Below are 25,483 nucleotides of genomic sequence, written 5' to 3'. Positions count from 1 at the left end.
TGTCTCATCGGGTCGCCCGCTGCGGCCACGGCTGGCCGGCGGTGTCGCTGGCCCGGTCGGCGACGAGGGTGCGCAGCAGAGCCAGCAGCTCCGCGCGGTTGGCGCAGTTCAGCCGGTTGCGCATTCGCGCGACGTGGTGTTCCACGGTCTTGGCCGAGATGAAGAGCCGGTCGCCGATCTCCCGATAGGTCAACCCGGCCAACACCAACTCGGCAACCTCGTACTCGCGGTCGCTGAGCCCCTGTTGGGTGGGGCCGGTGACCCGCGCCGTGCTCTCACCGGTCGTCGGTGTCGGCCCGCCCGAGCCGCCGGGCGGCCGTCCCTGCAATGCGCGGGCGCACTCCAGCAGGGTGGTCATCGCCCGCCGGTCCGCGGTACGGATCGCGGCCTGGCCGGCGAGGCGAGCACCGTCCCAGCACAGCCCGGTCTCGTGCAGCCCTCGGGCGGCGGCCTCCACCCGGGCGGGGTCGACGACGCCCCGAAGGACCTCCACCCAGCTCTCCGCGGCCGCGGCGACCACGGCGGCGTACCGGCTGTGGCCCGCCGCGGCGAGTAGTGCGGCGACGTGTTCGTCGGCGACCGCCGGCTCGCCGGTCAGGATCGCGGCGTGCAGACCACTCCAGTGCAGCGGCACACTCCACAGTGGTGGGTCACCGAGTCGGCCGAGCAACGAACGCCCCTCCCGCAGGTACGGCTCCAGCCGGGCCAGGTCACCCAGCCGGGCGCCCGCGATGGCCAGCTCACCCAGCGGCAGCAGCGTGAACAGGTCGACGGGGTGCCGAACAACCGCCTCCAGCGCCTGCCCCCAGCCACGCTTGAGTGCACCGAGGTCGCTGTTGCGCCGGCCGATGCCCATCCGAATCGCGGCGGCGAAGAGCAGGTCGCGTGACTCCAATTGCCGTCCGTCGAGCGTCACCGTGACGAGGCGCTCGGTCGCGGCGTGCGTCTCGCCCCGGACCATCAGGATCCAGGCCTGCAACAGTCGGTGGCGGCGAGCCATCAGCGGGCCGCCGACACCGGCACCCAGGGCCCGGTGCAGGACCCGCTCGGCGATCTCCAGCTCACCGCAGTGCACCGCCGTCAACGCGGCCAGCGCGGCTGGGCTGTCCGGTAGGAGCGCCGCCCGTCCGTCCGGCTCCAGCAGCGCGGCGGCCTGCACGAGCGTGGAGAGCGCGGTGGTCGGCGCGCCGGTCACGCTCTCGCGTACCCCGTTGGCCATCAGTCGGGCGGCGCTGGCGTGCGAGGTTGGTGGTTCGCTCGCGGGGTCGCCCGTCGGCGGTCCGGCGGTGGCGCTCAGGTCGCCGCTGGCGAGCCCGCCGACGACGGCGAACGCCACGGCCGAGGCGGTGCCCGACCACCGGTACAGCTCGACGCTGTGACCGACGTGACCGCGATGGGCCAGGGCGGTTGCCGCCACGAGGGCCGCCTCGCAACGCTCGGGCGGAGGGGCCGTGGCCAGCAGTCGGTCCGCCAGCCGCAGGGCGTCGTCGAGGTTGCCGGCGAGCGCGGCGGCGAGCGCCTGCTGGGCGCTTGCCGGCCGCCCGGCCGCAGTGGCGGCGGCGGCGAACAGGTCGGCGGCGAACGCCGGGTCATCGGCCAGAGCCTCACTCGCTGCCGCTGCGAGGGTCGAGACCGGGCAGTCGCCGAGCGCGCCGACCGCGAGCAGGGAGCGGACCAGCGGCAGCACCGCGCCGCCCCGAGCGAGCTGCAACTCGGTGAGCCGGCGCCAGACCGCCGTCCGGTCGGTGGTCGGGCTGAGCGTGGTGACGGCCCGCCGGACGATCGGCGCGAGCCGGCCGTCGGCGCCGAGCAGCCCGGCCGCCCTGGTCGCGGCGATCAGTTCGTCCACCGCCGCCGGCTCGCGGCCCAGGAGTGCGCCGAGCATGCTCACCGGCAGCGGCCCGCCCGCCGCGACGGCGAGCAGCAGTCGTCGTACGGCGGCGGGCTGAACGTCCAGGTCCGGCCCGAACTCTCCGACGACGGACCGGGGCGGGTCGACCACGGTGCCGGTCAGGGTCTCCGTGCCGGCCAGGCCGCGCACGAGCCGTTCGACGTCCCGGGGTACGCCGGAGGTCTGTGCGTGTACGAAGTCGACGAGGTCGTCGCGGCGGCCCAACTCGGGTGTGGAGGCGAGGTAGGTGGCGGTCTGCTCCCGGGTGAACGGCGTGAGCAGCACGGCCTGCCCGTCGCGCCGCAGGGAGTCGACCAGCTCGCTGAGGGCCGCTGGCCGGGGCCACGGGCGATGCGCGACCACCAGCCGGTGCCGACGGGCGGCCACCAGGCGCAGCAGCACCCCGATCCGCGCGTCGTCGAGCAGGTGCGCGTCGTCGACCAGCACCAACGTGTCGGGGTCGACCGTTTCGCCCGGCTCGGGGGCGGCCGTGCGTACGGTGATCCCGGCGCGCCGGTGGACCCGCGCCAACTCCGCGAGCAGTGCGGTCTTTCCGTGACCGCCAGGGCCGGCGATGCCGACGGTGAGCGGGCCGGTCGGATCCTGCACGACCGTCTCCAGCAGGGCCTGCGGGCCCTTGTCCAGCATCAGCCCTGATTCGGCGATGTCATTCATGATCATTGGGGTCATCCTTCGCGTCCCCGGCTGCGGGCCAGCGCCAGGCGGGACGGCTTCGGCAGTTCCAGTGGGAGGACCCGGACCGGGGGCCGCGGTGGCGGATCGCCCGGGACGGTGGTGTCGTGGTGCGGGCGGCGCGGTGCCGGGATGGTGGCCCGCCCGGTGCCGACGACCAGGGCCGGGTCGCGTACCGGTGCCGGGTGGCGAGGGCGTGGCGACACCACCTGGCAGGCTGCCATCGCCGCCCCGGTGGCGGCGGTCAGCTGTGAATCCGGCTCCACCTCGACGGGGACCGGGAGGGCTGCGCTGATCAGCTCGGCGACGAGCGGGACGCGGGTGGAGCCGCCCGCCAGCAGGACGCCGTCGAGCTGCGCCGGCGTCAGGTTGGCACTCCGCACGGCCCGAAGCAGGAGGTCGACGGTGGCCTGCACCGTCGGGCGGATCATGTCCTCGAACTGCGCGCGGGTCACCGGTATCCGGGCCGGGCCGCTCGGCAGGGCCAGCACCACGTCGGCCGTGAGATCGACGGTCAGCACCCGCTTGACCCGGTCACATTCCGCGCGAAGCCCGCGCAGCGCGGCCTGGGCGCCTCGGCGTGCGGTGGCGGCCAACTCCCGGGCCAGGACGGTACGGGCATGCTCGGCCAGCGCCTCGTCGAAGTCGGCGCCGCCGATCGAGTCGAGACCCTGGGGAGTGCCGAACGTCTCGTACGTGCCGCGCGGGGTGCAACGCACCAGGGCCGCCTCGAAGCTGTTGCCCCCCAGGGCGTAGACGACGGCCGTGGTGCCCGCGAACCCGCGGGCCGCGTGACTCTCGGCGACCGTGACCGTGCGGGGCAGCAACGTCACGTGACGCAGGCCAAGGTCCGACAGTGCCCGGTGCAGCATCTCGCGCCGGTAGGGGCGCCACCCCGCCGGGTGGCTGAGCACGACCGCCTCGGCCGCGCCGCCCTCCAGGGCGTGGGCCCGCTCCACCACCCACGCCGCCAGCTCCGCGGTCAGCGTCTGCGGGGCGCATGCCTCGCCGCCGAGCAGCAGGGGCACGTCATCGCCGATCCGGTGGACGAAGTCGCGGGTGGTGCGGCTGCCGTCGTCGGTCGCGGGCTCGCCGACATGCAGCGAGCCGTCCTCCGACAGGCACAGCACCGACGGTACGAGAGCTGAGCCGTCAGTCAGCGGGATGGCCTCGGGACGCGTCCAGGTCGTGCCGTGTCGCCGCGCGACGGCGGCGGCCGTGTTGGTGCTTCCGATGTCTATCCCCAGGACGTACGGCATCGTCTCTTCTCTCCCCGTGAGTTGGCCGGTCGGTGGCGATGGCGTCGGTGCTGCCGACGACCCACCCCCGGCAAACCCCGCGGGCTCCTACGTTCGTACCAGAGATCAGTCCCTGGTCGGGACCCTAATCTTGCCGGGACGGTTTCCCCCTGTCCCCCTAACGTACGAGGCGGAGGAGCCCCTAGTTCAACCGGCCCGGATGCGGGCTGAGCCCCGATGTCCGGGGGCGTGCCCGGCAATAGCGTCACTGTCGACGTACGACACTCGCCGACGCCACTTCCGAGGAGAACCGGCACATGGACTCGCACCAGACCCTCCACGACTTCGTGCTCGACCTGCTGACGAACCCCGACGCGCGGTCGGCCTTCGACCTCGACCCCGAGGGTGCGCTGCGATCTGCGGGGCTCACCGACATCACCGCGGCCGACGTGCAGGACGTCGTACCGTTGGTCGTCGACTACGCGCCGGGGCAGGGCCTCGCGCCGTTGGTCCCGTCCGTCGGCCAGCTCGGGCTGGACCCGCTGGTGACCGACACCACCGACGTGGTGGGCCAACTGCAGAGCGTGGCGCAGCAGATCAGCGTCACGAGTTCTCCCACGGGCGTGGACGTCAAGGCCGGTGTGCTCGGCGCCATCGCGGTCGACCCGGCAACCGCTGCCGCCGGGGTCACCGTGCTGCCGGGGATCGGCCTGGGCGTCGGCCCGAACGGCCTCGACACCGACCTGGCCGGTGTCTCCGACGTGGCATACACCCTCGATGCCGACGTGGTCCAGCCGGTGGACGCCATCACGGACCCGGTGCTCGGGGACGTCACCGGCACGGTCGGCGACCCGAGCGGCCTGCTCGGCGCCACCGACCCGGGTCTGCTCGGCGGTGACCTGACCGGCGGTGTCCTCTCCGGCGCCCACGGTCAGATCAACGGTGTCGTTGGCTCCCTCGGTGTCGACGACACCCTGGGCGGGCTCGGCCTCGGGCATGGTGGCGTTGTCGGCGGCGTGGTCCCGCCGCTCGACGTACCGTCCGCGGTGGGCGGGGTGACGCACCAGGTGGACGGCCTCCTGCCCGGTGTCACCGGCACGGTCGGCGATGTGACCGGCGGAGTCACCGATGGTGTGCTGGGCGACTCGCACGCCTCGTCCGACCACGGGCTGCTGGGTATCACCGGCGGTCTGCTCTGACGGGGATCTCCGGTAGGAGCGGGAGGCCGGATCGCTTCAGGCGATCCGGCCCTCTCCGGTTCCACATCCGGTCCCTCTTGATAATTGAGCCGAAATCCGCACACTTGGTGCGGTGATGGCCGGGATCTGGTTGGACGTGCTGGACGAGATCGCCCGCACATGCAGTGCGCACGGTCGCGGTGATCTACTCCAGACGGTGCGGCAGAAGCGCGCCCAACTGCTGGACCCGACGCTCCGCGTCCTGGTCATCGGTGAGCCGAACCAGGGCAAGAGCCAGTTGATCAACGCGATCATCAACGCGCCGGCCTGCCCGGTCGGCGACGGCCGCACGACCGTCCTGCCGACCGTGGTGCAGCACGCCGAGGTCCCGTCCGCCGTCGTGGCCCAGGCGCCGCCACCAGCCCCGGGTCGTCCCGCCGGCACTGCCGTCGCGCTGACCGTCGAGCGGACCCCGGTGGCGCTCAACCAGGTTGCGGCGGGTGTGGCCGGCATGGTCGGACGGCGGCCGGGTGGCGGCCCGGCGTACGTCGAGATCGGGGTGCCCCGCGCCCTGCTCGGTGCCGGACTGGTGCTGGTGGACACTCCCGGCACCGACGAGATCGCCGCTATCGGCGGTGCCGCCTCGGTCGCTGCTCCCGCCCGCGCGGACACCGTGCTGCTGGTCTCCGACTCCACCCGGGAACTGTCGGTTGCCGAGCTGAACATGCTGCTGCACGTCATGCGGTCGCATCCGAACGTGGTCGTGGTGCAGAGCAAGACCGATCTGGTGGCGGACTGGCGTGCGGTCGCCGAGCGCAACCGGCAGCACCTGGCCGAAGCAGGCGTCCCGGCGATGCTGATCCCGGTCTCGGCGACGCTGCGACTGCGCGCTGCCGCGGTCGACGACCGTGGTCTCAACGCCGAGTCCGGCTTTCCCGCGCTGATCGCTCGGCTGCAGCGGGACCTGGTTGGCAAGGCCGACCAACTGGCCAGGGCGTCGGTGCAGAGGGTGGCCCGGACGGTGGTGGAGCAGTTGGCCGCGCCGCTGCGCGCCGAGCTGGCGACCCAGGAGGCCGAGGAGCAGTCCGGGCCGATTTCCCGGCTGCATGCGGCGCAGCGCGAGGTCGACGAGCTGCGCCGGTGCTCCACCCGGTGGCAGAACACGCTCAACGACGAGATCGGCGACCTGCTCTCCGACATCGAGTACGACCTTCGCGACCGGACCCGTCAGATCCTGCGCACGGTGGACGAGGCGTTCGACACCGCCGATCCGTTGGTCGCCTGGGACACCTTCCACGACTGGCTGGAGAGGAGCCTGGTGGAGGCGGCGGAGGCGAACCACGAGTGGCTCATCCAGCGCTGCGACTGGATCGCCCGCCGGGTGGCCGCCAACTTCAACCGGTACGGCTACGACGTGCTGCCGCCCTGGTCGATGACGATGCCGGACGACATCGGCGAGCGACTGCCAGAGCTGGAACGGCCGACGATCGACCGGTTCACCACAGGGCAGAAGCTGTTCACCGGCATGAAGGGCTCGTACGGCGGCATGCTGATGTTCGGACTGGCGACCACCTTGGCGGGAATGCCGATGATCAACCCGGTCTCGGTCGGCATCGGGGCGCTGTTCGGCGGTAAGAGCATCCGCGACGAGAGCAAGCAGTTGCTCCGCCGCCGGCAGGCGACCGTCAAGACGGCCATCCAGCGGCATGTCGACGAGGTCTTCGTCCGGATGATCCGAGACTGCCGGGACACCGCCCGGCAGGTGCAGCGGATGCTGCGGGACCACTTCACGGGGCTGACCGAGGAGCTCCAGGAGGCCATCGTCCAGTCGTTCCGGAGCGCGAAGCAGGAGGCCGACACCGATGCCTCGCTGCGCGAGCAGCGGCAGCGCGAGATCCGGCTGAAGATGACCCGGCTGGCCGCGCTCTACGAGCAGGCCCAGCAGGTGACCGGCGCCCGTTCCGCCCCGATGCTGGTGGAGCCTCACGCATGACCGTGGGGCTGCGCTTGGACGAGGCGGCCTGGGGGTTGCTGCACCAGGCCATCGACCTCTACCAGGACGACCCCCGGGCCGTCGGGCAGTTGCGGCATCACGTGGCCCGGTTGGAGCAACCGCTGCGGATCGCGGTCGCCGGCCCGTGGCGATCCGGCAAGTCGACGGTGCTCAACGCGCTGATGGGGGAGGAGGTCGCACCGGTCGAGAGGGCAGACGGCGTCTTCACCTGGTACGAGGACGGCGCTGCGCCGCGCGCCACGGCCTACCCGGCCGGCCAGCCTCCGCAGGAGCTGACCGTGGTCAAGTCGGCCACCGGGCTGCGGGTGGATCTCGCCTGGGGCGCGGGGGCCGTGGGGGACATCGTGGTGCAGTGGCCGACGCGGGCGCTGCGGCAGATCACGCTGATCGACACCCCGGCGCTCAGCGGCACCGATGAGCAGGGCCGCGTGCCAGTGTTGGACCGGGTGTTACGGGACTCGGACGCGGTGTTGTACCTGACCCGCGACGGTCGCGACAGTGATCTGCGGGTGCTGGAGTCCGGCCGGGACAGCGCCGTCGGGCAGACCGCGCCGGTCAATGTGATCATGGTGCTGTCCCGGGCGGATGAGACCGGCGGAGGCCGGATCGACGGGCTGCTCACCGCCCGTCAGCTCGCTCGGCGGCACTACCGCGATCCGCGGGTGCGCGCGCTCAGCGTGAACGTGGTGGCGTGCAGTGGGATGATCGGCCTGGCGGGCAGAATGCTCGGCGAGTCGGACTTCGCCGCGCTCGCGACGCTGGCCCAGGTGCCCCGGGCGGAGTTGGACGCCCACCTGATCTCCGCCGACCGCTTCCTTCGCGGCGAGCTGCCGGTACGGCTGGAAACCGAGGTACGCGCCGCGCTGCTGGATCGGTTCGGGGTCTTCGGTGTCCGGCTGGCGGCCACATTGGTCCGCAGCGGCTTCGACAGCCGGGTGACGCTCTCCGCCGAGCTTATTCGGCGCAGCGGTCTCACCGAGCTGCGCGAGTCGGTTACTCGCTGTTTCATCGACCGCCGCGACGCGCTCAAGGCCCGATCCGCGCTGGCCGCGGTCGAGGCGCTGCTGCGGGCACAGCCCACCCGGGGTTCTGCCGAGCTTGCCGGCGTGGTCGAGCAGATCCTCGTCGGTGCGCACGAGTTTCGGGAGCTACGCCTGCTGGTGGCGCTGCGGAACACCCGGCTCGGGTTCGACGCCGAGCTGGCCGCCGAGGCGCAGCGGCTGATCGGGGGTGACGGGGTGGGCCTCGCCGCCCGGCTCGGTGTCGAGCACGAGGCGACCGTGCAGCGGCTCTGGGAGGTCGCCGCTGATGCGCAGTGGCAGTGGCGGGACCGGGCGGAGGACCCCCTGCTGCCGCTCGCGCAGCGGCGCGGGGCCCAGGTCGTCGTCCGCAGCTGCGAGGGGATGATCGCCGAGCTGGTCGCGGGCGGTCGCTGAGAGCTGAGGGCGGCTTCTGACGTGCGCTGGGGGCGGCCCTGGTGGCCGCCCCCATCGGTGCCCGCGGAGCGCTCAGCGTGGCTGATACGTCTGGCAGTCGGCGATGTCCTGACCCGGCCCCACCCGAATGGACTGCGCGTGGCACTCCAGTTCGGCGTTGTGTTGGCAGTCGGAGCGTTTGCAGGCCCCGACCTGGGCGATGACGCGGTCCAGCCCGCCCTTGGCCGAGGTGTCGATGAACGTGGCGCAGTTGGCGTTCTGCTGCCCGATGGTGATGGCGAACGCGTGGCAGCCGTCGTGGTTGTAGCCGCAGTCGGTGACCGTGCACTCGTGGACCCGCGGCATCTCCAGCATGTCAGTCATGAGCGGTCTCGCTTCCGTCGGTGGTGCAGGGCAATCCCAGTACCCGGCTTCGACGGGACAACTCCCCATCAGAATCCCCTTTTAGGGATATTTTGAGAAGGGCAGCCTTCCCTAAGCAGATGGATTGCCGCTGGCGCATCGGGCCCTCCAGGTGCGGGTCGTGGCCCGAAAACCGTTATTTGATCTCGCCTGCCACGGTCGCCTCTGACCTGCGGAGATAACGCTCTCACGGATGGTGGGAGAGTGCTTGACGCGGCCGTGATCCGGACGCAACGATGCATTCGCATGTCTCGTCCCATCACCGCCAGGCGTGATCGGCGCACGCCGTCCTCGCACCGCGAAAGGACCTACCGTGCGCAGATCCCTGAGATCGTGGCTCGGCGTCGCGCTGAGCGCGATCCTCGTGGCGGGCGGCATCGTCGCCGTGCCACCCACGGCCAGCGCCGCACCGTTCACCGTGCTGGTCTTCAGCAAGACCGCCGGCTTCCGGCACGGAGCCATCACCCCGGGCATCACCGCCATCCAGCAACTCGGCGCCGCCAACGGCTTCACCGTCGAGGCCACCGAGGACGCCGCCCAGTTCACCGACGCCAACCTCGACCGGTTCGCCGCGGTGATCTGGCTGTCCACCACCGGCGACGTGCTCAACGCCGCCCAGCAGGCCGCGTTCGAGCGCTACATCCAGGGCGGCGGCGGGTACGTGGGTGTGCACGCCGCCTCCGACACCGAGTACGACTGGCCCTGGTACGGCGGGCTGGTCGGGGCGTACTTCGCCTCGCACCCGGCCGAGCAGACCGTCACCGTCAAGGTCGCCGACCAGGTGCACCCGTCCACCGCGACGCTGCCGCAGCGGTGGAGCCGGTTCGACGAGTTGTACAACTACCGCATCAATCCCCGGGGCAACGTGCACGTGCTGGCCACGCTGGACGAGAGCACCTACACCGGCGGAAGTATGGGGGCCGACCACCCGATCTCCTGGTGCCAGAACTACTCCGGCGGCCGATCCTGGTACACGGGCCTGGGCCACACCGACGCGTCGTACACCGAGGCGAACTTCCGTCAGCACCTGCTCGGCGGCATCAGGACCGCGGCGGGTGCGGCCGAGGCCGACTGCGGTCCCACCGTCAACAGCAGCTTCCAGCAGGTGGAGTTGGCCAAGGGCGCGGCCGAGACCGGTGAGCCGATGAGCCTCACCGTCCTGCCGGACCGGGGCGTGCTGCACACCTCCCGCAATGGCGTGATCCGGCACACCGACGCCGCCGGCAACACCAAGATCGCCGCGACTCTGCCGGTCTACACCGGCGACGAGGAGGGCCTGCAGGGCATCAAGGCCGACCCGAACTTCGCCACCAACCGCTGGGTGTACGCGTACTTCGCGCCACCACTGAGCACCCCCGGCGGCGGTGCCCCGGCCACCGGCACGCCGGCCGACTTCGCCGTCTGGGATGGCGTCAACCGGCTGGCCCGGTTCACCGTGAACGCGGACAACACCATCAACCTGGCCAGCGAGACGCTGATCCTGAACGTGCCGACCAGCCGGGGCATGTGCTGCCACGTCGGCGGTGACATGGACTTCGACGCGGCCGGCAACCTCTACCTGTCCACCGGTGACGACACCAACCCGTTCGACTCGGCCGGGTTCACCCCGATCGACGAGCGGGCCGGGCGCAACCCGGCCTTCGACGCGCAGCGCACGTCAGCCAACAGCAACGACCTGCGTGGCAAGGTGCTCCGGATCAAGCCGAGCGCCGCGGGCGGCTACACCATCCCGGCCGGCAACATGTTCGCACCGGGCACCGCCCGGACCCGCCCCGAGGTCTACGCGATGGGTTTCCGCAACCCGTTCCGGATGAGCGTGGACAAGGCCACCGGCATCGTCTACCTCGGTGACTACGGTCCCGACGCGGGCACCGCCGACCCGAACCGGGGACCCGCGGGCAACGTCGAGTTCGCTCGCATCGACCGGCCCGGCTTCTACGGGTGGCCGTACTGCACCGCCCGCAACGACGCGTACAACGACTACACCTTCCCGTCCGGCCCGTCCGGGCCGAAGTTCAACTGCGAGGGCGGGCCGGTCAACAACTCGCCCAACAACACCGGCATCACCCAACTGCCGCCGGCCGTCTCGGCGTGGCTGCCCTACGGCGGCTCCGGCTCGCCGCCGGAGTTCACCGGCGGCGGCCTGTCCCCGATGGGCGGCCCGGTCTACCGGTACGACCCGAACAACACATCGCCGGTGGCGTTCCCCGAGTACTACGACGGGACCTACTTCGCCGGTGAGTTCGGCCGCCGCTGGATCAAGAACATCAAGCTCGACCCGGCCGGCCAACCGCTGAAGATCAACCCGTTCCCGTGGACCGGCACCCAGGTCATGGACATGGAGTTCGGGCCGGACGGCGCGCTCTACGTGCTCGACTACGGCACCGGCTGGTTCAACGGCGACGCCAACTCGGCGCTCTACCGCATCGAGTACGCCCGTGAGGGCAGGGCACCGGTCGCGGTGGTGTCAGCCACCCCCACCAGCGGCACGGCACCGCTGACCGTGGCCTTCTCCTCGGCCGGCACCCTCGACCCGGACGGTGACCCGTTCACCTACGCCTGGGACTTCGACAACAACGGCACCACCGACTCGACCGCCGCGAACCCGACCTTCACGTACACCACCAATGGCACCCGCAGCCCGACGCTCACGGTCCGGGACACCACCGGCAAGACGGCCACCGCGAGCGTGGTCGTCACGGTCGGCAACAGCGCCCCGGTGGTCACCGTGAACACCCCGTTGAACGGGCAGACCTTCAACTTCGGGGACGCGGTGCCGTTCTCCGTCACCGTCACTGACGCCCAGGACGGTGCGATCAACTGTGCCCGGGTCAAGGTGAACTACGTCCTCGGGCACGACTCGCACGGTCACCAGCTCGGCAGCGTGCAGGGCTGTTCCGGGGTCATCCAGACCTCGGCCGACGGCGAGCACGACTCGGCGGCGAACATCTTCGGCATCATCGACGCCGAGTACACCGACCTGGGCGGGGGCGGCCAGCCGCCGCTGACCACGCACACCCAGGCCGTCCTGCAACCGCGGGTGCGCCAGGCCGAGCACTTCGGTGACTCGTCCGGCGTCCAGATCGTCGCCGGGGCAGCCGGGCACGGCGGCGCGGCGGTCGGTTACGTCGACAACAACGACTGGATCTCGTTCCGCCCCTACAACCTGACCGGCGTCCAGTCGTTCAGCGCCCGGGTCGGCGCCCCGGCCGGCGGTGGCGGCACACTGGAGCTGCGGGTCGATTCCCCGACCGGGCCGCTGGTCGGCTCGGCCACCGTGGTGCCGACCGGCGGGTACGCCAATTTCGCCACGGTCACCGGTGGGGTCACCGCCCCGACCGGCACCCGGACCCTGTTCCTGGTCTTCAAGGGCGCCGGTCCGTGGTTCGACATCGACGAGTTCACCCTCTCCACCAGCCCCGGTGGCCCGGGACCTGACCCGGATCCCAACCCGGGCGGCAACCTGGCCCAGGGCAAGCCGGCGCGTACGTCCAGCTTCGAGGGGGCCTTCACCGCGGCGAACGCGTTCGACGGAGTGGCCGGCACCCGCTGGGGCAGCGCGTTCAGCGATCCGCAGTGGATCGACGTGGACCTCGGTGCCTCGTACGCCATCAACCGGGTCAAGCTGACCTGGGAGGCCGCGTACGGCAGTGGGTACCAGATCCAGACCTCGCCGGACGGGGTCACCTTCACCACGGTCCGGACGGTGACCGGGGGCGACGGCGGCGTGGACGACCTGACCGGGCTCACCGGCTCGGGCCGGTACGTCCGGCTCCTCGGCACCACCCGGGGCACCGCCTGGGGTTACTCGCTGTTCGAGTTCGAGGTGTACGGCAACACCGGTGGCCCGACCGGGCCGGGCACCAACCTGCTGTTGAACAAGCCGGCGTTGACGTCCAGCAACGAGGGGGCCGACGTGTCCGGTGCCCAGGCGGTGGACGGCAGCCTCACCACCCGTTGGTCGAGCACGTTCTCCGACCCGCAGTGGATCCGGGTCGACCTCGGCAGCCCCACCGCGATCGGTCGGGTCAAGCTGAGCTGGGAGGCGGCGTACAGCAGCGCGTACCAGATCCAGACCTCGAACGACGGCACCACCTGGGCCACCGTGAAGACGGTGACCGGCGCTGACGGCGGGGTGGACGAGCACACCGCGCTCGGTGCCAACGGTCGCTACCTGCGGATCTACGGCACCGCCCGGGGCACCGGATACGGTCACTCGCTCTGGGAGGTGGAGGCGTACACGAGCTGAACCACCACCGCTGACGTGCCCGGCACGGATTCCCGTGCCGGGCACGCCCGGTAGCGATTCATATTGCATATACCGGCTGTCGGTATATGCTGCCGTGTATGACCGAGAGTCCACTTCGGGAACCGACGTTTCTGGTGCTCACCGCGCTGGCTGAGGCACCCAAGCACGGGTACGCCGTCATCGAGGACGTGCTGCGCATCTCCGACAACCGGGTGCGCCTACGCGCTGGCACCCTCTACGCCGTTCTCGACCGGCTCCGCGTCGACGGCCTCATCGAGGTCGAACGCGAGGAGGTGGTGCAGTCCCGTCTGCGTCGCTACTACCGGCTCACCGCTCTGGGCGCGCGCCGTCTCGCCGAAGACGTGGCCCGTCTGCGACACAATGCGGACGCCGCTCATGTGCGGCTGCGCCGCGGTGGCCTGCTGACCGATGGGGGTGCGGCGTGAGCAGCGACGATCTGGAGCGCCGCTACCGGCGGCTGTTGGCCGTCTATCCGTGGGAGCACCGCCGGGCGTACGAGGACGAGATGCTTGCCGTGCTTCTCGCCGGCGCGCGGCCGGGCCAACGGCGACCCGCCGCCGGTGACGTGCGGAATCTGGTCAGCGCCGGCCTGCGGGCTCGGCTGCGGGTGGGCGCACGGGGGTTCACCGAGTCGACCTGGGCGGACGCGGCGACGGTGACCGGCCTGCTGGTCGGGCTCGTCCTGCTCTCCCTGGCCGGAAAGTCACTGCTCAACCAGCTCATCCACAACCCGAGTCTGCCGCCCGGGTACGAGCCGAGCGGCCCGGACCTCGTCGAGTGGCTGCGGGTGGCCGGCTGGGCGGGTGTCTGCGCGGCGGTGCTGGTCGGGTGGCGCTGGGTGGCCGCCGGCCTGGCCTGGGCAGGCGTGCTCGGCTGGGGTTGGCTGGTCGCCCCGCAAGCCAGCGACAATCTGACGTACGTGGTGGACACGCTGCCGCAGTTCGCCCTCGCCGTGGTGGCTGCCGCCGCGCTCACTGTGCCCGCGCCGCGTCGTCGGGTGGTCGCGCTGCTGGGCGTACGCCGGTTGCTGGTGCTGCTGCTCGCGCCGGCCGCGATGGTCGCGCTGTTGGTGACGAACCGGGTGACCAGTCCCACGTTCGACCCGGTCGACGGGGCGTCCTACCAGGTCCTCTATGGCATCGAGGCGAGCACCGAGTTGGTCGTCTGGCTCTACGTCGCTGGTCTGGGGGCCGCCGCGTTGGCCATGCTGGTCGCGTTGGCCAGGCTCACCCCCGGCGTACGCCGGCGGATCGTCGTCATGCTCCTGCCGGTGGCCGCGCTCGCCCTGGTGATCGACAGCGCCCTTGCCGGCTGGGCCACCTCCACCATGCACATGGGCCACGTCATTCCCCTGGTGCCCGCGCAGTGGGCGATGCTGGTGCTCGTCGCGCCGGTGACCTTCCTGGCCGGGGCGCTACTCATGCGACGTCGAGAGGAGACCCTGCGCATGGTCGCCCTCGGCCGGAACGCCGACCGCGAGCAGCCAATGGGCCAGTGAGACGGCAGGCTGCTCACCCGACGCCTGACGGCTATCCAGCATCGCCGCGGAACACCGCTCGGCTGAGATAGTGCCGGGACTGCCGATCGAAGCGCCCGAGCAGATCACGGGCAGCAGGCGGGACAACGGAGGTTGACGGATCACCGCCGGTGAAGGCCGACACCGCGGCGAAGTCCGTAAATGTCATGGCGGTGAGAAATTCGCTGCCCTCGGCGGGATCCAGCTCCTGCGGGGAACGACGCAGAACCCGAAGCTCCTGAAGCCCGTCCACGCCCCGGGCAAGGATCGCGGGCGCGATGTCCTGCGTCAACAACCGATCGTAGGCGTCAGCGAGAGCGGGCTCCGTCCACCCGCTCCACAGTCGAAGAATCATGACAGCATGCTGTCATTCTAGTAATAGGCTGTCAAGGTCCGATACCATGCTGTCGGTGAGGGAACGGAAGCAGGACCGGGTCGACGCGTATCGGTTGCTGATGGCAGACGTGTACGAACTGGCGGGCGAGTCTCGGCGCTCAAGCGAGGAGCTGGCTCGAGAAGAGGGGCAAACTGCCGCCCGATGGCACGTGATGAGCGTGCTCTCCGACGGCTCCCGCACCGTCGCGAGCGCGGCGCGCAGACTCGGCCTCGCTCGACAGAGCGTGCAGCGAGTGGTCGACGACCTGGCCCGTGCCGGAATGGTGGATTTGCACGACAATCCCGATCACCGCCGCGCGCCACTGGTGACACTCACGAAAGAGGGGCTGGCCACGCTCGCCGGTCTACTGGAACGCTCGGACGCTGACCGCCGGGACGCCGTGGACCGAGCCGGCCTCAGCGTTGGCGATCTCGAGCACGCCCGCGCGACGCTCCGGAGGTTGGTGGACGCCTTACAGAGCCGGTGACCCGTCGCGACACTCACCTCACCTGCTCCCAGGTCGTCAGTCGTCGGCGACGGCCACCGGCTCCGAGCCGATGCAGCGCACCTTCAACTCGTACTTGTGGGTCGACCCCTCGAACGTGACCTCGACGTCGTCGTCCGGGCCCCGGTCCACGTCGTGGACCCGGTAGCCCTGCGCGGGCGCCCAGGAGACGAGGCGTACACCATCGGCACTGCACTCGGCGACGGCCGTGCCGCCGTCGGTGGCGAACCCCCGGCGGACCCCGGAGCTGGCGCTCGGCGCGACGCCCGTCGTGCCCGGCCCGGCTGAGGCCGTGCCGGTCGCTCCCGGCCCGGCCGAGGCGGTGCCCGTCGTGCCGGTGGGCACCGGCTCCGGCGAGGCGAGCGCCCGTTCGATCTCCGCCTCGCTGCGCACCCCGCCCGGGGTGCCCGTGATGCTCTCGCCCACCAGCCGGATCGCGCCCAACCCGATCAGGGTCGCCGCGGCGGCGGTGGCCACCCAACCGGTGGCGACGAGGATCGAACGACGGCCCATCCCCTGACTATCCCCGATCCAACGTTGTCATCGGCACATCCGGACGCTAAGGCACGGTTAACGCGCGCCGCACTGCCAGCCGCAGCGGTTAGCCTGCCAGCGTGGCCCGCCTGCTGCTCATCGAGGACGACCTGACCATCCGTACCCCGCTGATCCGGGCGTTGCGGGAACGCGGTCATGCGGTGGCCGCTGCCTCGACCGCGATGGCCGGGCTCCGCGACGCCCTGGAGGATCGGCCCGACCTCGTCGTGCTCGACCTGGGCCTGCCCGACCTGGACGGGCGCGAGTTGCTGCGGATGCTGCGCGCGGTCAGCTCCGTGCCGGTCATCGTGGCCACCGCGCGTGACGACGAAACTGAGATCGTCCGGGTGCTCGACGCGGGCGCCGACGACTACGTGGTCAAGCCGTTCACCGCGGCACAGCTCGACGCCCGCGTCCGGGCGGTGCTGCGGCGAGGCCCCGCCGGCGCCGACGCGCAGGACCCGGCGCTCGTCGTCGGCGGGTTACGCGTCGACCCCCGAGCCCGACAGGTCACCCTGGACGGGGTTGCGGTCGAGCTGACGCCCCGCGAGTTCGACCTGCTGCACCACCTCGCCGGCCGGCCCGGCCAGGTGGTCACCAAACGTGAGCTGCTCACCGAGGTCTGGCAGATCCCGTACGGCGGCGCCGACAAGACCGTCGACGTGCACCTGTCCTGGTTGCGCCGCAAGTTGGGGGAGAGCGCCCTGCAGCCCCGCTTCCTGCACACCGTGCGCGGTGTCGGGGTGCGTCTCGAGGCGCCGGCAGCGCAACCGTGAGGGCCCGGCTCGCGTTGCTGGTCGCCTCGGTCAGCGTGCTCACCCTGATCGCGTTCCTGGTGCCGCTGGCGCTGCTGGTCCGCACCGTCGCCGAGGACCGGGCCACCGTTCGGGCCACCGCCGACGCGCAGAGCCTGGTGCCGGTGGTCGGCACCGCCGACGCGACGACCATCCGGCTCACCGTCGAGCAGCTCGCCGCGGAGTCGGGGCGACCGGTGAGCGTCTTCCTGCCGGACGGGACGGTGCTCGGCGCGCAGACACCCCGTACGCCCGCGGTGGCTCTGGCCGCGCGTGGGCAGAGCCTCACCGGGGAGTCGGCGGCCGGCCGGGAGGTGGTGATCGCCGTGCAGGGTCGGGCGGACGGCACCGGGGTGATCCGGATCGCGGTGCCACAGCACGAGCTGACCGCCGGGGTCACCCGGGCCTGGTTGGTGCTGGCGCTGCTCGGCGTGATCCTCGTGTTGATCGGGCTGCTGGTCGCCGACCGGCTGGCGCGCACCCTGGTCCGGCCGATCAGCGACCTCTCCGCCGTCTCGCACCGGCTGGCCAACGCGGAGCTGGACGCCCGGGTCACACCAGCCGGCCCGGCGGAGCTGCGCGAGGTGGCCGGCGCGCTCAACCACCTCGCCACCCGCATCCAGGTGCTCCTCGTGCAGGAGCGCGAGCAGGTCGCCGACCTGTCGCACCAGTTGCGTACGCCGCTGACGGCACTGCGGCTGGAGGCGGAGTCGCTGCGTGACCCGGACGACGCCGCCCGGATCACTGCCGCCGCAGACGGGCTCGAACGGGCGGTCACCGGGTTGATCCGGCAGGCCCGGTGGCGTCGCTCACCGACGGCGGAACCGGTCGCCTCGGACGCGGCGGCGATCGTCGCCGACCGGGTCGCGTTCTGGTCGGTGCTGGCCGAGGACACCGGCCGGGCCGTCACGCTCGACCTGGCTCCCGGCCCCCTTCCCGTCGGTGTGCCCGCCGACGACCTGACGGCGGCCGTGGACGCCCTGCTCGGCAACGTCTTCGCCCACACCCCCGACGGGACGCCGTTCGCCGTCCGGCTCGCCCGCGACGCGGGGGAGGTGCTCCTCACCGTCGCCGACGAAGGCCCCGGCATGCCGGTCGGTGCGGTCCGGCGGGGTGCCAGCGCGGCCGGGTCGACCGGCCTCGGCCTGGACATCGCCCGGCGCGCCGCGCAGGCCGGCGGCGGTCGCCTGGAGGTGCGGACCGGTCCGGGCGGCGGGGCGCAGGTGCTGCTCCGGCTCGGGCCACCGACGCCGCAGCGGGAGGCATAGGCGCTGCTGCCCCGGGTAGCTGCGAGCTATGGCGCGGTATACGAAACCCGAGCTCAGAGAGCAGATCAAGGAAGAGATCAAGGCTTCGGACAAGGGCGGCAGGCCGGGGCAGTGGTCGGCGCGCAAGTCGCAGCTACTCACTCAGGAGTACAAGAAGCGCGGAGGAGGATTCCTGGGCGAAAAGGACGAACGGCAGAAGTCTCTCCAGCGGTGGGGCAACGAGAAGTGGCAGACGAAAGAGGGCGACACTCGTGCGCGCAAGGGCGACACGACGAGTCGTTACCTGCCCAAGCGGGCCTGGGCCGAGATGTCGGACAGCCAGAAGCGCGCGACCGACACCAAGAAGCGTGAAGCGTCCCGATCCGGCAAGCAGTACGTCGCCAACACCGGGCCGGCCAAACGGGCGCGGCGAGATGCCACCACGGCCGGCCGAATGCCGGAGATGTCGGTCGCCGAGGCCGCCAAGCTGGTCCGCGGTCTCGACAAGCGACAGCTCCAGACCGCACTACGTAACGAGCACGCAGGCAAGGACCGCAAGACGCTCGTCCAGCGGCTTGAGGCAGAACTGAACCGGCGCGGTTGACCAGCTCTCGACCGCCGGCCCGGGGTGACCGCCGGCCCGGCGCGTTGCCGGCCCGGCTGACGGAAACTGTCCAAGATTCACACGGAAGCGCCGATTTAACCCGGCCTTAGCGTCGGGACAGCGCGGTGCTATCCCGTTTCGACCGATCCTCGGAGTCGACAACCGAGGAAAGGTGGACACCACGATGAAGCGCACCAATCTGCTTCTGGCGACGGTCGGCGGTTCGGCGGTGCTGGCGGTTGCCGGGGTCGCGCTCGGCGTTAACGCCGCGAACGACTCGCGGGCCGGCGGCACGGCACTCGTGGCGGCAACCGCCGCCCCGACGGCCACGAACACGCCGGACGGCAGCGCTACCACCCCCGCGCCGGGCACCAGCGGTACGCCGTCGAGCGGCACCCCATCGGGTACGCCGTCGAACGGCACCCCGGCGCCCGACAGTTCGACGGCGGGCAGCGCGGTCGACGAGCAGCGCGCCGGTGAGATCGCGCTCGCCAAGGCGGGTGGCGGCCGGATCGTCGAGGTCGAGGCCGAGCAGGAGCACGGCCGCCCGGTGTGGAGCGTCGAGATCGTCGCCGGCGACACCGAGCACGAGGTCGACGTCGATCGGGACAACGGCTCGGTGGTCAAGGCCGAGCAGGAGCCGGTCGACGACGACGATGACGACCAGGCCGACGACGACCAGTCCGACGATGACGACGATGACGATGACGATGACGACAGGTCCGACGACGACGACTGACCCTGCCATGCCGCCGCCCGTCACGGGGAATACCCGGGCGGGCGGCGGCAGTGGGTTCGAGCAGGTGCCCGTGACCCGGGTACGAGACGTCCCTCAGATGGCGACGCGTTGCTCCTGGACCGTTGGCTGCTCCTGGTCGAACTGGGTGCGGTACAACTCGTGGTAGCGGCCGCCAGCGGCGAGCAGGTCACTGTGTCGCCCGCGTTCGACGATGCGTCCTTCTTCCACGACGAGGATCTGATCCGCCGCCCGGATGGTGGAGAGCCGGTGCGCGATGACGACGCTCGTCCGGCCCGTCAGGGCTTCGGCGAGGGCGTCCTGAACCGCCGCCTCCGACGTGGAGTCCAGATGCGCGGTGGCCTCGTCGAGGATGACCACGCGCGGCCGGGCCAGCAGCAGCCGCGCGATGGTGAGCCGTTGCCGTTCCCCGCCCGACAGGCGGTATCCGCGTTCGCCGACGACGGTGTCGAGCCCATCCGGAAGTGAGCGGATCAGGCCGTCGAGCCGGGCCCGCCCGAGCACATCCCACATCTCGTCCTCGGTCGCGTCCGGCTGAGCGAACGCCAGGTTGGCGCGGATGCTCTCGTGAAAGAGGTGCCCGTCCTGGGTCACCACGCCCAGCGAGGCCCGGATCGACTCGGCCGACAGATCGCGTACGTCGATGTCGGCGAGCCTCACCGCGCCGTCCTCGACGTCGTACAGGCGTGGCACGAGTTGCGCGATCGTCGATTTGCCCGCACCGGAGGAGCCGACGAGGGCGACCATCTGCCCGGCTTCGGCGCGGAACGACACGCCGTGCAGCACCTCGTCGCCGCCGCGCGTATCGAGCTTCGCCACATCCTCCAGGGACGCGAGCGACACCTTGTCTGCTGAGGGGTAGCCGAACCGTACTCCGTCGAACTCCACCGCGACCGGCCCGTCGGGAAGGGGGCGGGCGTCGGACCTGTCGAGGATCAGCGGCTTGAGGTCGAGGACCTCGAACACCCGCTCGAAGCTCACCAGCGCGCTCATCACCTCGACTCGGGCACTGGCCAGCGATGTCAACGGTGCGTAGAGACGCGACAGGAGCAGCGCGAGGGCGACCACGGTCCCGGCGTCGAGGCTGCCCCGGAGGGCGTAGAGACCGCCCAGCCCGTAGACCAGTGCCAGCGCCAGCGAGCCAACGACGGTGAGCGCGGTGATGAAGACCCACTGGAGCATGGCGGCGCGGATGCCGATGTCGCGCACCCGTCGTGCCCGCGCCGCGAACTCGGCCGACTCCTCGGCCGGACGCCCGTACAGCTTGACCAGTGTGGCGCCGGGTGCGGAGAAGCGTTCGGTCATCCGGGTACTCATGGCCGCGTTGTGCTCGGCCGCCTCACGCTGCAACTGGGCGAGCCTCGAACCCATCCGCCGGGCGGGGAGGACGAAGATGGGCAGCAGGACGAGCGCCAGCAGCGTGATCTGCCAGGAGAAGGTGAGCATCACGGCCAATGTCAGGATCAGCGTCACGGCGTTGCCGACGACACCCGACAGGGTGTCGCTGAAGGCCCGCTGCGCGCCGATCACGTCGTTGTTCAAACGGCTGACCAGCGCGCCCGTGCGGGTCCGGGTGAAGAACGCCACCGGCATGCGCTGAACGTGGTCGAAGACCGCGGTCCGCAGTTGGACGATCAGCCCTTCACCGATGCTCGCGGAAAGGAATCGCGTCACCAGACCCAGGCCGGCTTCGGCCAGGGCGATCACGGCGATCAGCACTGCCAACCGGATCACGACGCTGCTGTCGGCGCCGTCGACGATCGCATCGACCACCCGGCCGGCGAGTACGGGCGCCGCGACCGTGAGAGCCGCTGTCACCACGCTCAACAGCAGGAATCTCATGATCAAAGCGCGGTGCGGTTGCGCGAACTGCGCGATGCGCTTCAAGGTGGCCCGGGACAGTGGTCGTTCGTCCTGCGCGTTCATCGTGTGGTGTAGCGATGTCCACGCGGCAAATTCCATGCTCATTCAGTACCTCCGATACCGGAGGTTAGGACCTCACCCGAGCTTGAGGTCAAGCGGCGCGCGGAGGCACAGGCGTCGAGGACCGCAGGACGACCGGCCGGGCCCCGGGAGGAGCCCGACCGCCGCTGAGCGTTACAGGCCGGCGTACGTGGTCAGGCTCTGCCGTAGGTGCGTCTTCGGCCTGGACCCCACGATCGAGCCGACGACCTCGCCTTGGCGGAACACCAGCAACGTCGGCAGGGACATGACGCTGTAGCGCCGAGTGGCCTGCGGGTTTTCGTCGGAGTTGAGCTTGGCCACGACCATCCGGTCGCCGAACTCCCGCGCCAACTCGGCGAGGCTCTTCTCGATCATTTTGCAGGGCGGGCACCACTCGGCCCAGAAGTCGACCACGACGGGTCGTTCGCTGGCCAGCACCAGCTCGGCGAATGTGTCGTCGGTGACGGTGATCAGAGAGCCGATTGCCGTTTCCTGGGGCATGTTTCCTCCCGGTGCGCGATGGCGTGGGTGAGTTGGGCGTTGAGCTGCTGCCGTACGGCGCCGAGCCGGTCGATGTAGGCGTCGACCTCAGCGAGCTTGCGTCGCAGCACCAGTACCGAGTCCGGGCAGACGCCGCCGGACGAGTTGCCGGCCCGGAGGCACGCGACGAACGGGCGGACATCGTCGAGGCCGAAGCCAACGTCGAGCAGTGTCCGGATCTCGCGGACGACCCGAAGCTCGGCCTCCTCGTAGACGCGGTAGCCGTTGGTGGAGCGCTGCGCCTGCACCAACCCGTGCGCGTCGTAGTAGCGCAGGGTTCGCGTGCTCGTGCCGGCCCGCTCAGCCAGCTCGCCGATCAGCATTCCGACCTCCTCGATCAGCCGTCGCGACCAGGTTAAACCTTGTCGTTGGCGTCAAGGCAAGATGCGCTCAGGGCGCCGCCGACGAGGCGACGCCCTGAGCATCCGCGTGAGCCGGCGAACCTAGCCGATGCGGAACTGGTCGCCGTAGACGGCGAACACCAGCGGTGTGTTCAGGTTGAAGTTGCCGTTGTTGAGGAACACCCGCTGGGCCGTGTCGACGCGGGACGTGTCCGAGTGGGCCGCTTCCTTGCGCATCTCGATGACCCGCTCGTCGAGGAACGCGTTGAGCCAGGTCCGCTCGTCACCGCCCTGGGCCGGGGGCTTCGCCCGAGCGAGGGCGCGGCTGCGGATCTGGCGCATGCCCTCGTACCCGTGCATGACCGCCGCGTCGTAGTAGGCGAACTGACCGAGTGCCCGGACCTGGTCGTTCTTGCCGTCGCGTACCGACGGGTTGAAGTAGACCCGGTCCCGCTCGGCCTCCTGCGCGGCCCGGAACACCGAGTCGGTGGCCGCGGCCCGCCAGTCGCGCGGGAAGTTGGGGTCGAGGCCCGCGTGCGAGGGGGTGCCGTTGACGGCGCGCAGCGCCGGCAGGTACGCGGCGAGCACGTTGCCGGGCTTGGTGCGGGTGTACGCCTCGACCAGTTCGAGCATGTCGCCGGTGCCGGAGCAGAAGCCGATGATGCCGGCGGTGTAGCCGCGCCCGTCGCCGATGTCCTCGATGTAGGAGAACTGCGCACGCCAGTCGAGCGAGGAGTTCTCCGCAGCCGAGACGATCTGCATGGCGACGTCCTTCTTCGCCGGGTCGTCGAGGTTGGTCCCGGCCGGGGTGGTCGGGGTGGGGGTGCCGGTGCCGCCGCCCGGCAGGGTCCAACGCTGGTTGGTGGTGCCCGAGCAGGTCCAGATCTGCAACCGGGTGCCGTTGGCCGTGCTCCGGTCCGTGACGTCGAGGCACTTGCCCGAGCCGGTGTTGACGAGTGCGCCGTTGCTGGCGGTCCACTTCTGGGCGCCGGTGTTGTTGCAGTCGTACAGCTGCACCTTGGCACCGTCGGTGGTCGACGCGGCGGTGACGTCGAGGCACTTGCCGAGTGCGCGGACGGAGGTGTCGGTGTTGCCGACCGTCCACGTCTGGGCCGCGCTGCCGTTGCAGTCGTAGAGCTGGACCGGCGTGCCGTTGGCCGGGTTGGCACCGGCGACGTCGATGCACTTGCCGCCGAGGCCGGTGATCGGGCCGGCGGTCGCGGCGCTCGCCGACGGCAGGCCGTAGCCGACCGCCGCGACGCCGATCAGCAGGGCGCCGACGACGTAGGCGGCTGTTCTCTTGCGAACCATGGTGTTCCTCGGGGAAAGGGCGGCGGGCCGCAGGCCGGTCGGTGGCCCGGCGCGGCGGTTCGGCCCCGGCGGGCACCGCGAGCATCAGGAAACTGTATTAACAGATACCAGTACGTCGATGCACCGTCAAACGACGACCGCAGGGCGCGACGGAGCCTGTTCATCCCGTTGTTGGCGGGCGGCACCCGACTGGGACGCGGATGCCGCCCGTGTGTCAGTGCTCCCGGTAGGTGGCCAGGTCGAAGTCGGCGTGCACGCCGTCGCCGCCGAGGTCCTGCACCCACAGGCCGAGGAACGCCCCGGTGAAGCCCCACGCCGCCGGCTCGCCGTCGATGATCAGCGCGGCGTGCTCGTCGGACAGGATGGTCGCGTCCAGGTCGACCGGGAGCCCCTGCCAACCGGCGCCGAGGTCGTAGTCGAAGCGCACCACCGGCCCGTCGAACACGGCCCGCAGGCCGACCCGGGTGACGCCACTGACGTCGACGGTCAGATCGGGGTACGGGGTGCGCCGCCCGTTGTCAGAGCTGAGCAGCTCCAGCACCGTCCGCCCGTCGTCGGCGCGGGTCAGGTAGAGGTGGTGCCAGTTGAGGGTGTTGTAGTAGGCGGTGATCCCGGCGAGCTGACGGTGGTCGACCGGCTCGAACTCCACCACGGTCTCCAGGGAGCAGTGCGTCGCGCCGACGCGTCGCCCGACCAGGCTGGGGGCCTGTCGACCGACCGGTGACTGCCCGCCGTGGACACGCAGGTGCGACGGGCGGGTGTGCAGGTCGATCCAGTCCGCGGTGGCCGGCCGGCGTAGCGTCGACCAGCACAGACCCAGCTCGGGGGCGTCGAAGTGGTCGGTGTCGGGCTCCGCCGGCCACGGGTGCGCGGGCAGGTCGGGCGCGACGACCTCCTCTGCTGGCACCCCTCCGGCGATCCGGGGCCAGCCACCTGACGGCCACTCGACGCGCTGGATCGCGGTTTCCCGACCCAGCACACAGTTGCCCAGCGGCGAGTAGGGGCGGCCGACCAGATGGGCCAGGTACCACCCGCCGTCGGGGGTGCGGACCAGGCTGCCGTGACCGGCCTTCTGCAATCGCAGGTCGGGCCGGCCGACGGAGCTGAGCAGTGGGCCGTCCGGGTCCACCTCGTACGGCCCGAACAACTCCCGGGACCGCGCCACGGTGACCTGGTGCTCCCAGCTGGTGCCGCCCTCGGCGGTGATCAGCCAGTACCAGCCGTCGTGGCGGTACAGGTGCGGACCCTCGGTGACCCCGACCGGCGTGCCGGTGAACAGGATGCGGGGCCGGCCGACCAGACGGCGCGCGGCCCGGTCGTACTGCTGGATCTCGATGCCCCCGAAGCGGTCCCGGCCGGGTCGCCAGTCGGCGCTCATGCTCAGCAGCCAACTGGTGCCGTCGTCGTCGTGGAACAGCGCGGCGTCGAAACCGCGCCCGTGCAGTTTCACCGGATCAGACCAGGGCCCGGCGATGTCGGGAGCGGTGACGAGGAAGTTCTGCGGGTCCCAGTAGCCGCTGGCGAAGCTGGCCACATCGCTGTAGACGAGGTGGAACTCGCCGTCCTGGTACGTCAGGTCGGGCGCCCACACCCCGTTGGAGTCACCACAGCCGCGAAGGTCGAGCAGGCGGCGGTCGGTGATGATCCCGCCCAGGGTGCGCCAGTTCACGAGATCACGCGAATGGTGCACACGCACACCCGGATACCACTCGAAGGTCGAGGTGGCCAGGTAGTAGTCATCGCCGACGCGCAGGATCGACGGATCCGGGTGGAACCCGGCGAGGACGGGATTGCGGATCGACCGGGCAGCGGTCACCACGTCAGCGATGTCGGTCGACACGGGGGCTCCTCTGGGCGGCGGTCTGGAACTTCCGGAAACTTGCGGTCCAGGA

21 protein-coding genes are annotated in these 25,483 nt (G+C 71.1%); 11 read left to right on the top strand and 10 right to left on the bottom strand.

Features of this window, described 5'->3' with window-relative positions; genetic code table 11:
* Positions 1-4: 4 nt before the first annotated feature.
* Positions 5-2,572, bottom strand: a complete 2,568-nt coding sequence (locus ABZT18_RS03070) for a LuxR C-terminal-related transcriptional regulator (RefSeq protein WP_354992109.1) — start codon at positions 2,570-2,572, stop codon at positions 5-7.
* Between the two features lie 5 nt (positions 2,573-2,577).
* Complete coding sequence (locus tag ABZT18_RS03065) at positions 2,578-3,843, bottom strand: Hsp70 family protein (protein WP_354992108.1); 1,266 nt, start codon at positions 3,841-3,843, stop codon at positions 2,578-2,580.
* A 296-nt stretch (positions 3,844-4,139) separates the two neighbouring features.
* Here ABZT18_RS03065 and ABZT18_RS03060 point away from each other — a divergent pair, with 296 nt between their 5' ends.
* The 3 genes from ABZT18_RS03060 to ABZT18_RS03050 all read left to right on the top strand — a co-directional run bounded on the left by ABZT18_RS03060 (position 4,140) and on the right by ABZT18_RS03050 (position 8,450).
* A complete protein-coding gene (locus tag ABZT18_RS03060; protein WP_354992107.1) occupies positions 4,140-5,021 on the top strand; it encodes an IniB N-terminal domain-containing protein in 882 nt (293 codons plus the stop codon).
* Positions 5,022-5,136: 115 nt separating this feature from the next.
* The gene (locus ABZT18_RS03055; protein WP_354992507.1) at positions 5,137-6,993 is read left to right on the top strand and encodes a dynamin family protein; all 1,857 of its coding nucleotides are present in this window, start codon (positions 5,137-5,139) and stop codon (positions 6,991-6,993) included.
* On the top strand, positions 6,990-8,450 hold the full coding sequence (locus ABZT18_RS03050; RefSeq protein WP_354992106.1) for a hypothetical protein: 1,461 nt from the start codon (positions 6,990-6,992) through the stop codon (positions 8,448-8,450). The genes ABZT18_RS03055 and ABZT18_RS03050 overlap by 4 nt, the downstream gene beginning before the upstream one ends.
* A gap of 72 nt (positions 8,451-8,522) precedes the next feature.
* Here the strand turns inward: ABZT18_RS03050 and ABZT18_RS03045 are convergent, their stop codons facing one another.
* Entirely contained in the window at positions 8,523-8,813 is a 291-nt protein-coding gene (locus ABZT18_RS03045; RefSeq protein WP_354992105.1) for a DUF1540 domain-containing protein, read from the bottom strand.
* A 352-nt stretch (positions 8,814-9,165) separates the two neighbouring features.
* Here ABZT18_RS03045 and ABZT18_RS03040 point away from each other — a divergent pair, with 352 nt between their 5' ends.
* The 3 genes from ABZT18_RS03040 (at position 9,166) to ABZT18_RS03030 (ending at position 14,620) form a co-directional block, all read left to right on the top strand.
* Positions 9,166-13,101, top strand: a complete 3,936-nt coding sequence (locus tag ABZT18_RS03040) for a ThuA domain-containing protein (RefSeq protein WP_354992104.1) — start codon at positions 9,166-9,168, stop codon at positions 13,099-13,101.
* A gap of 98 nt (positions 13,102-13,199) precedes the next feature.
* Entirely contained in the window at positions 13,200-13,547 is a 348-nt protein-coding gene (locus ABZT18_RS03035; RefSeq protein WP_354992103.1) for a PadR family transcriptional regulator, read from the top strand.
* Complete coding sequence (locus ABZT18_RS03030; RefSeq protein ID WP_354992102.1) at positions 13,544-14,620, top strand: hypothetical protein; 1,077 nt, start codon at positions 13,544-13,546, stop codon at positions 14,618-14,620. The genes ABZT18_RS03035 and ABZT18_RS03030 overlap by 4 nt, the downstream gene beginning before the upstream one ends.
* A gap of 31 nt (positions 14,621-14,651) precedes the next feature.
* Here the strand turns inward: ABZT18_RS03030 and ABZT18_RS03025 are convergent, their stop codons facing one another.
* On the bottom strand, positions 14,652-14,930 hold the full coding sequence (locus ABZT18_RS03025) for a hypothetical protein (RefSeq protein ID WP_354992101.1): 279 nt from the start codon (positions 14,928-14,930) through the stop codon (positions 14,652-14,654).
* A gap of 118 nt (positions 14,931-15,048) precedes the next feature.
* Here ABZT18_RS03025 and ABZT18_RS03020 point away from each other — a divergent pair, with 118 nt between their 5' ends.
* Positions 15,049-15,501, top strand: coding sequence for a MarR family transcriptional regulator (locus ABZT18_RS03020; RefSeq protein ID WP_354992100.1), 453 nt, complete (start codon positions 15,049-15,051; stop codon positions 15,499-15,501).
* 36 nt (positions 15,502-15,537) lie between these two features.
* Here the strand turns inward: ABZT18_RS03020 and ABZT18_RS03015 are convergent, their stop codons facing one another.
* Positions 15,538-16,032: a septum formation initiator gene (locus tag ABZT18_RS03015; RefSeq protein WP_354992099.1), complete on the bottom strand. Its 495-nt coding sequence runs from the start codon at positions 16,030-16,032 to the stop codon at positions 15,538-15,540.
* 101 nt (positions 16,033-16,133) lie between these two features.
* Here ABZT18_RS03015 and ABZT18_RS03010 point away from each other — a divergent pair, with 101 nt between their 5' ends.
* The 4 genes from ABZT18_RS03010 to ABZT18_RS02995 all read left to right on the top strand — a co-directional run bounded on the left by ABZT18_RS03010 (position 16,134) and on the right by ABZT18_RS02995 (position 19,437).
* A complete protein-coding gene (locus tag ABZT18_RS03010; RefSeq protein ID WP_354992098.1) occupies positions 16,134-16,829 on the top strand; it encodes a response regulator transcription factor in 696 nt (231 codons plus the stop codon).
* Positions 16,826-18,115 (top strand): HAMP domain-containing sensor histidine kinase, encoded by a 1,290-nt coding sequence (locus ABZT18_RS03005; protein ID WP_354992097.1) that lies wholly within the window; start codon positions 16,826-16,828, stop codon positions 18,113-18,115. The genes ABZT18_RS03010 and ABZT18_RS03005 overlap by 4 nt, the downstream gene beginning before the upstream one ends.
* A 28-nt stretch (positions 18,116-18,143) precedes the next feature.
* Positions 18,144-18,698 (top strand): DUF5872 domain-containing protein, encoded by a 555-nt coding sequence (locus ABZT18_RS03000; RefSeq protein ID WP_354992096.1) that lies wholly within the window; start codon positions 18,144-18,146, stop codon positions 18,696-18,698.
* A gap of 184 nt (positions 18,699-18,882) precedes the next feature.
* Positions 18,883-19,437: a PepSY domain-containing protein gene (locus tag ABZT18_RS02995; protein WP_354992095.1), complete on the top strand. Its 555-nt coding sequence runs from the start codon at positions 18,883-18,885 to the stop codon at positions 19,435-19,437.
* A gap of 93 nt (positions 19,438-19,530) precedes the next feature.
* Here ABZT18_RS02995 and ABZT18_RS02990 read toward each other — a convergent pair whose 3' ends face one another.
* The 5 genes from ABZT18_RS02990 to ABZT18_RS02970 form a co-directional block, all read right to left on the bottom strand.
* The gene (locus ABZT18_RS02990) at positions 19,531-21,381 is read right to left on the bottom strand and encodes an ABC transporter ATP-binding protein (RefSeq protein WP_354992506.1); all 1,851 of its coding nucleotides are present in this window, start codon (positions 21,379-21,381) and stop codon (positions 19,531-19,533) included.
* Between the two features lie 171 nt (positions 21,382-21,552).
* A complete protein-coding gene (gene trxA / locus ABZT18_RS02985; RefSeq protein ID WP_354992094.1) occupies positions 21,553-21,900 on the bottom strand; it encodes a thioredoxin in 348 nt (115 codons plus the stop codon).
* The gene (locus ABZT18_RS02980) at positions 21,870-22,262 is read right to left on the bottom strand and encodes a MerR family transcriptional regulator (RefSeq protein WP_355250369.1); all 393 of its coding nucleotides are present in this window, start codon (positions 22,260-22,262) and stop codon (positions 21,870-21,872) included. Before ABZT18_RS02980 ends, trxA begins: the two co-directional genes overlap by 31 nt.
* 120 nt (positions 22,263-22,382) lie before the next feature.
* Positions 22,383-23,591, bottom strand: coding sequence for a chitosanase (locus ABZT18_RS02975; protein ID WP_354992092.1), 1,209 nt, complete (start codon positions 23,589-23,591; stop codon positions 22,383-22,385).
* A gap of 214 nt (positions 23,592-23,805) precedes the next feature.
* Positions 23,806-25,431 (bottom strand): glycoside hydrolase family 43 protein, encoded by a 1,626-nt coding sequence (locus ABZT18_RS02970; protein WP_354992091.1) that lies wholly within the window; start codon positions 25,429-25,431, stop codon positions 23,806-23,808.
* Positions 25,432-25,483 lie beyond the last annotated feature (52 nt).

It is taken from the genome of Micromonospora sp. NPDC005291, assembly GCF_040607415.1.
GTDB lineage: Bacteria > Actinomycetota > Actinomycetes > Mycobacteriales > Micromonosporaceae > Micromonospora.
The sequence above is the reverse complement of the archived record's forward strand: the minus strand, read 5'-3'. Positions and strand labels throughout refer to the sequence as shown.

Bases quoted from the DNA above. Each gene is read 5' to 3' on its own strand.
- ABZT18_RS03070 (WP_354992109.1), bottom strand. From the start codon at position 2,572: ATGATCATGAATGACATCGCCGAATCAGGGCTGATGCTGGACAAGGGC.
- ABZT18_RS03065 (WP_354992108.1), bottom strand. From the start codon at position 3,843: ATGCCGTACGTCCTGGGGATAGACATCGGAAGCACCAACACGGCCGCC.
- ABZT18_RS03060 (WP_354992107.1), top strand. From the start codon at position 4,140: ATGGACTCGCACCAGACCCTCCACGACTTCGTGCTCGACCTGCTGACG.
- ABZT18_RS03055 (WP_354992507.1), top strand. From the start codon at position 5,137: ATGGCCGGGATCTGGTTGGACGTGCTGGACGAGATCGCCCGCACATGC.
- ABZT18_RS03050 (WP_354992106.1), top strand. From the start codon at position 6,990: ATGACCGTGGGGCTGCGCTTGGACGAGGCGGCCTGGGGGTTGCTGCAC.
- ABZT18_RS03045 (WP_354992105.1), bottom strand. From the start codon at position 8,813: ATGACTGACATGCTGGAGATGCCGCGGGTCCACGAGTGCACGGTCACC.
- ABZT18_RS03035 (WP_354992103.1), top strand. From the start codon at position 13,200: ATGACCGAGAGTCCACTTCGGGAACCGACGTTTCTGGTGCTCACCGCG.
- ABZT18_RS03015 (WP_354992099.1), bottom strand. From the start codon at position 16,032: ATGGGCCGTCGTTCGATCCTCGTCGCCACCGGTTGGGTGGCCACCGCC.
- ABZT18_RS03000 (WP_354992096.1), top strand. From the start codon at position 18,144: ATGGCGCGGTATACGAAACCCGAGCTCAGAGAGCAGATCAAGGAAGAG.
- ABZT18_RS02995 (WP_354992095.1), top strand. From the start codon at position 18,883: ATGAAGCGCACCAATCTGCTTCTGGCGACGGTCGGCGGTTCGGCGGTG.
- ABZT18_RS02990 (WP_354992506.1), bottom strand. From the start codon at position 21,381: ATGAACGCGCAGGACGAACGACCACTGTCCCGGGCCACCTTGAAGCGC.
- trxA (WP_354992094.1), bottom strand. From the start codon at position 21,900: ATGCCCCAGGAAACGGCAATCGGCTCTCTGATCACCGTCACCGACGAC.
- ABZT18_RS02980 (WP_355250369.1), bottom strand. From the start codon at position 22,262: ATGCTGATCGGCGAGCTGGCTGAGCGGGCCGGCACGAGCACGCGAACC.
- ABZT18_RS02975 (WP_354992092.1), bottom strand. From the start codon at position 23,591: ATGGTTCGCAAGAGAACAGCCGCCTACGTCGTCGGCGCCCTGCTGATC.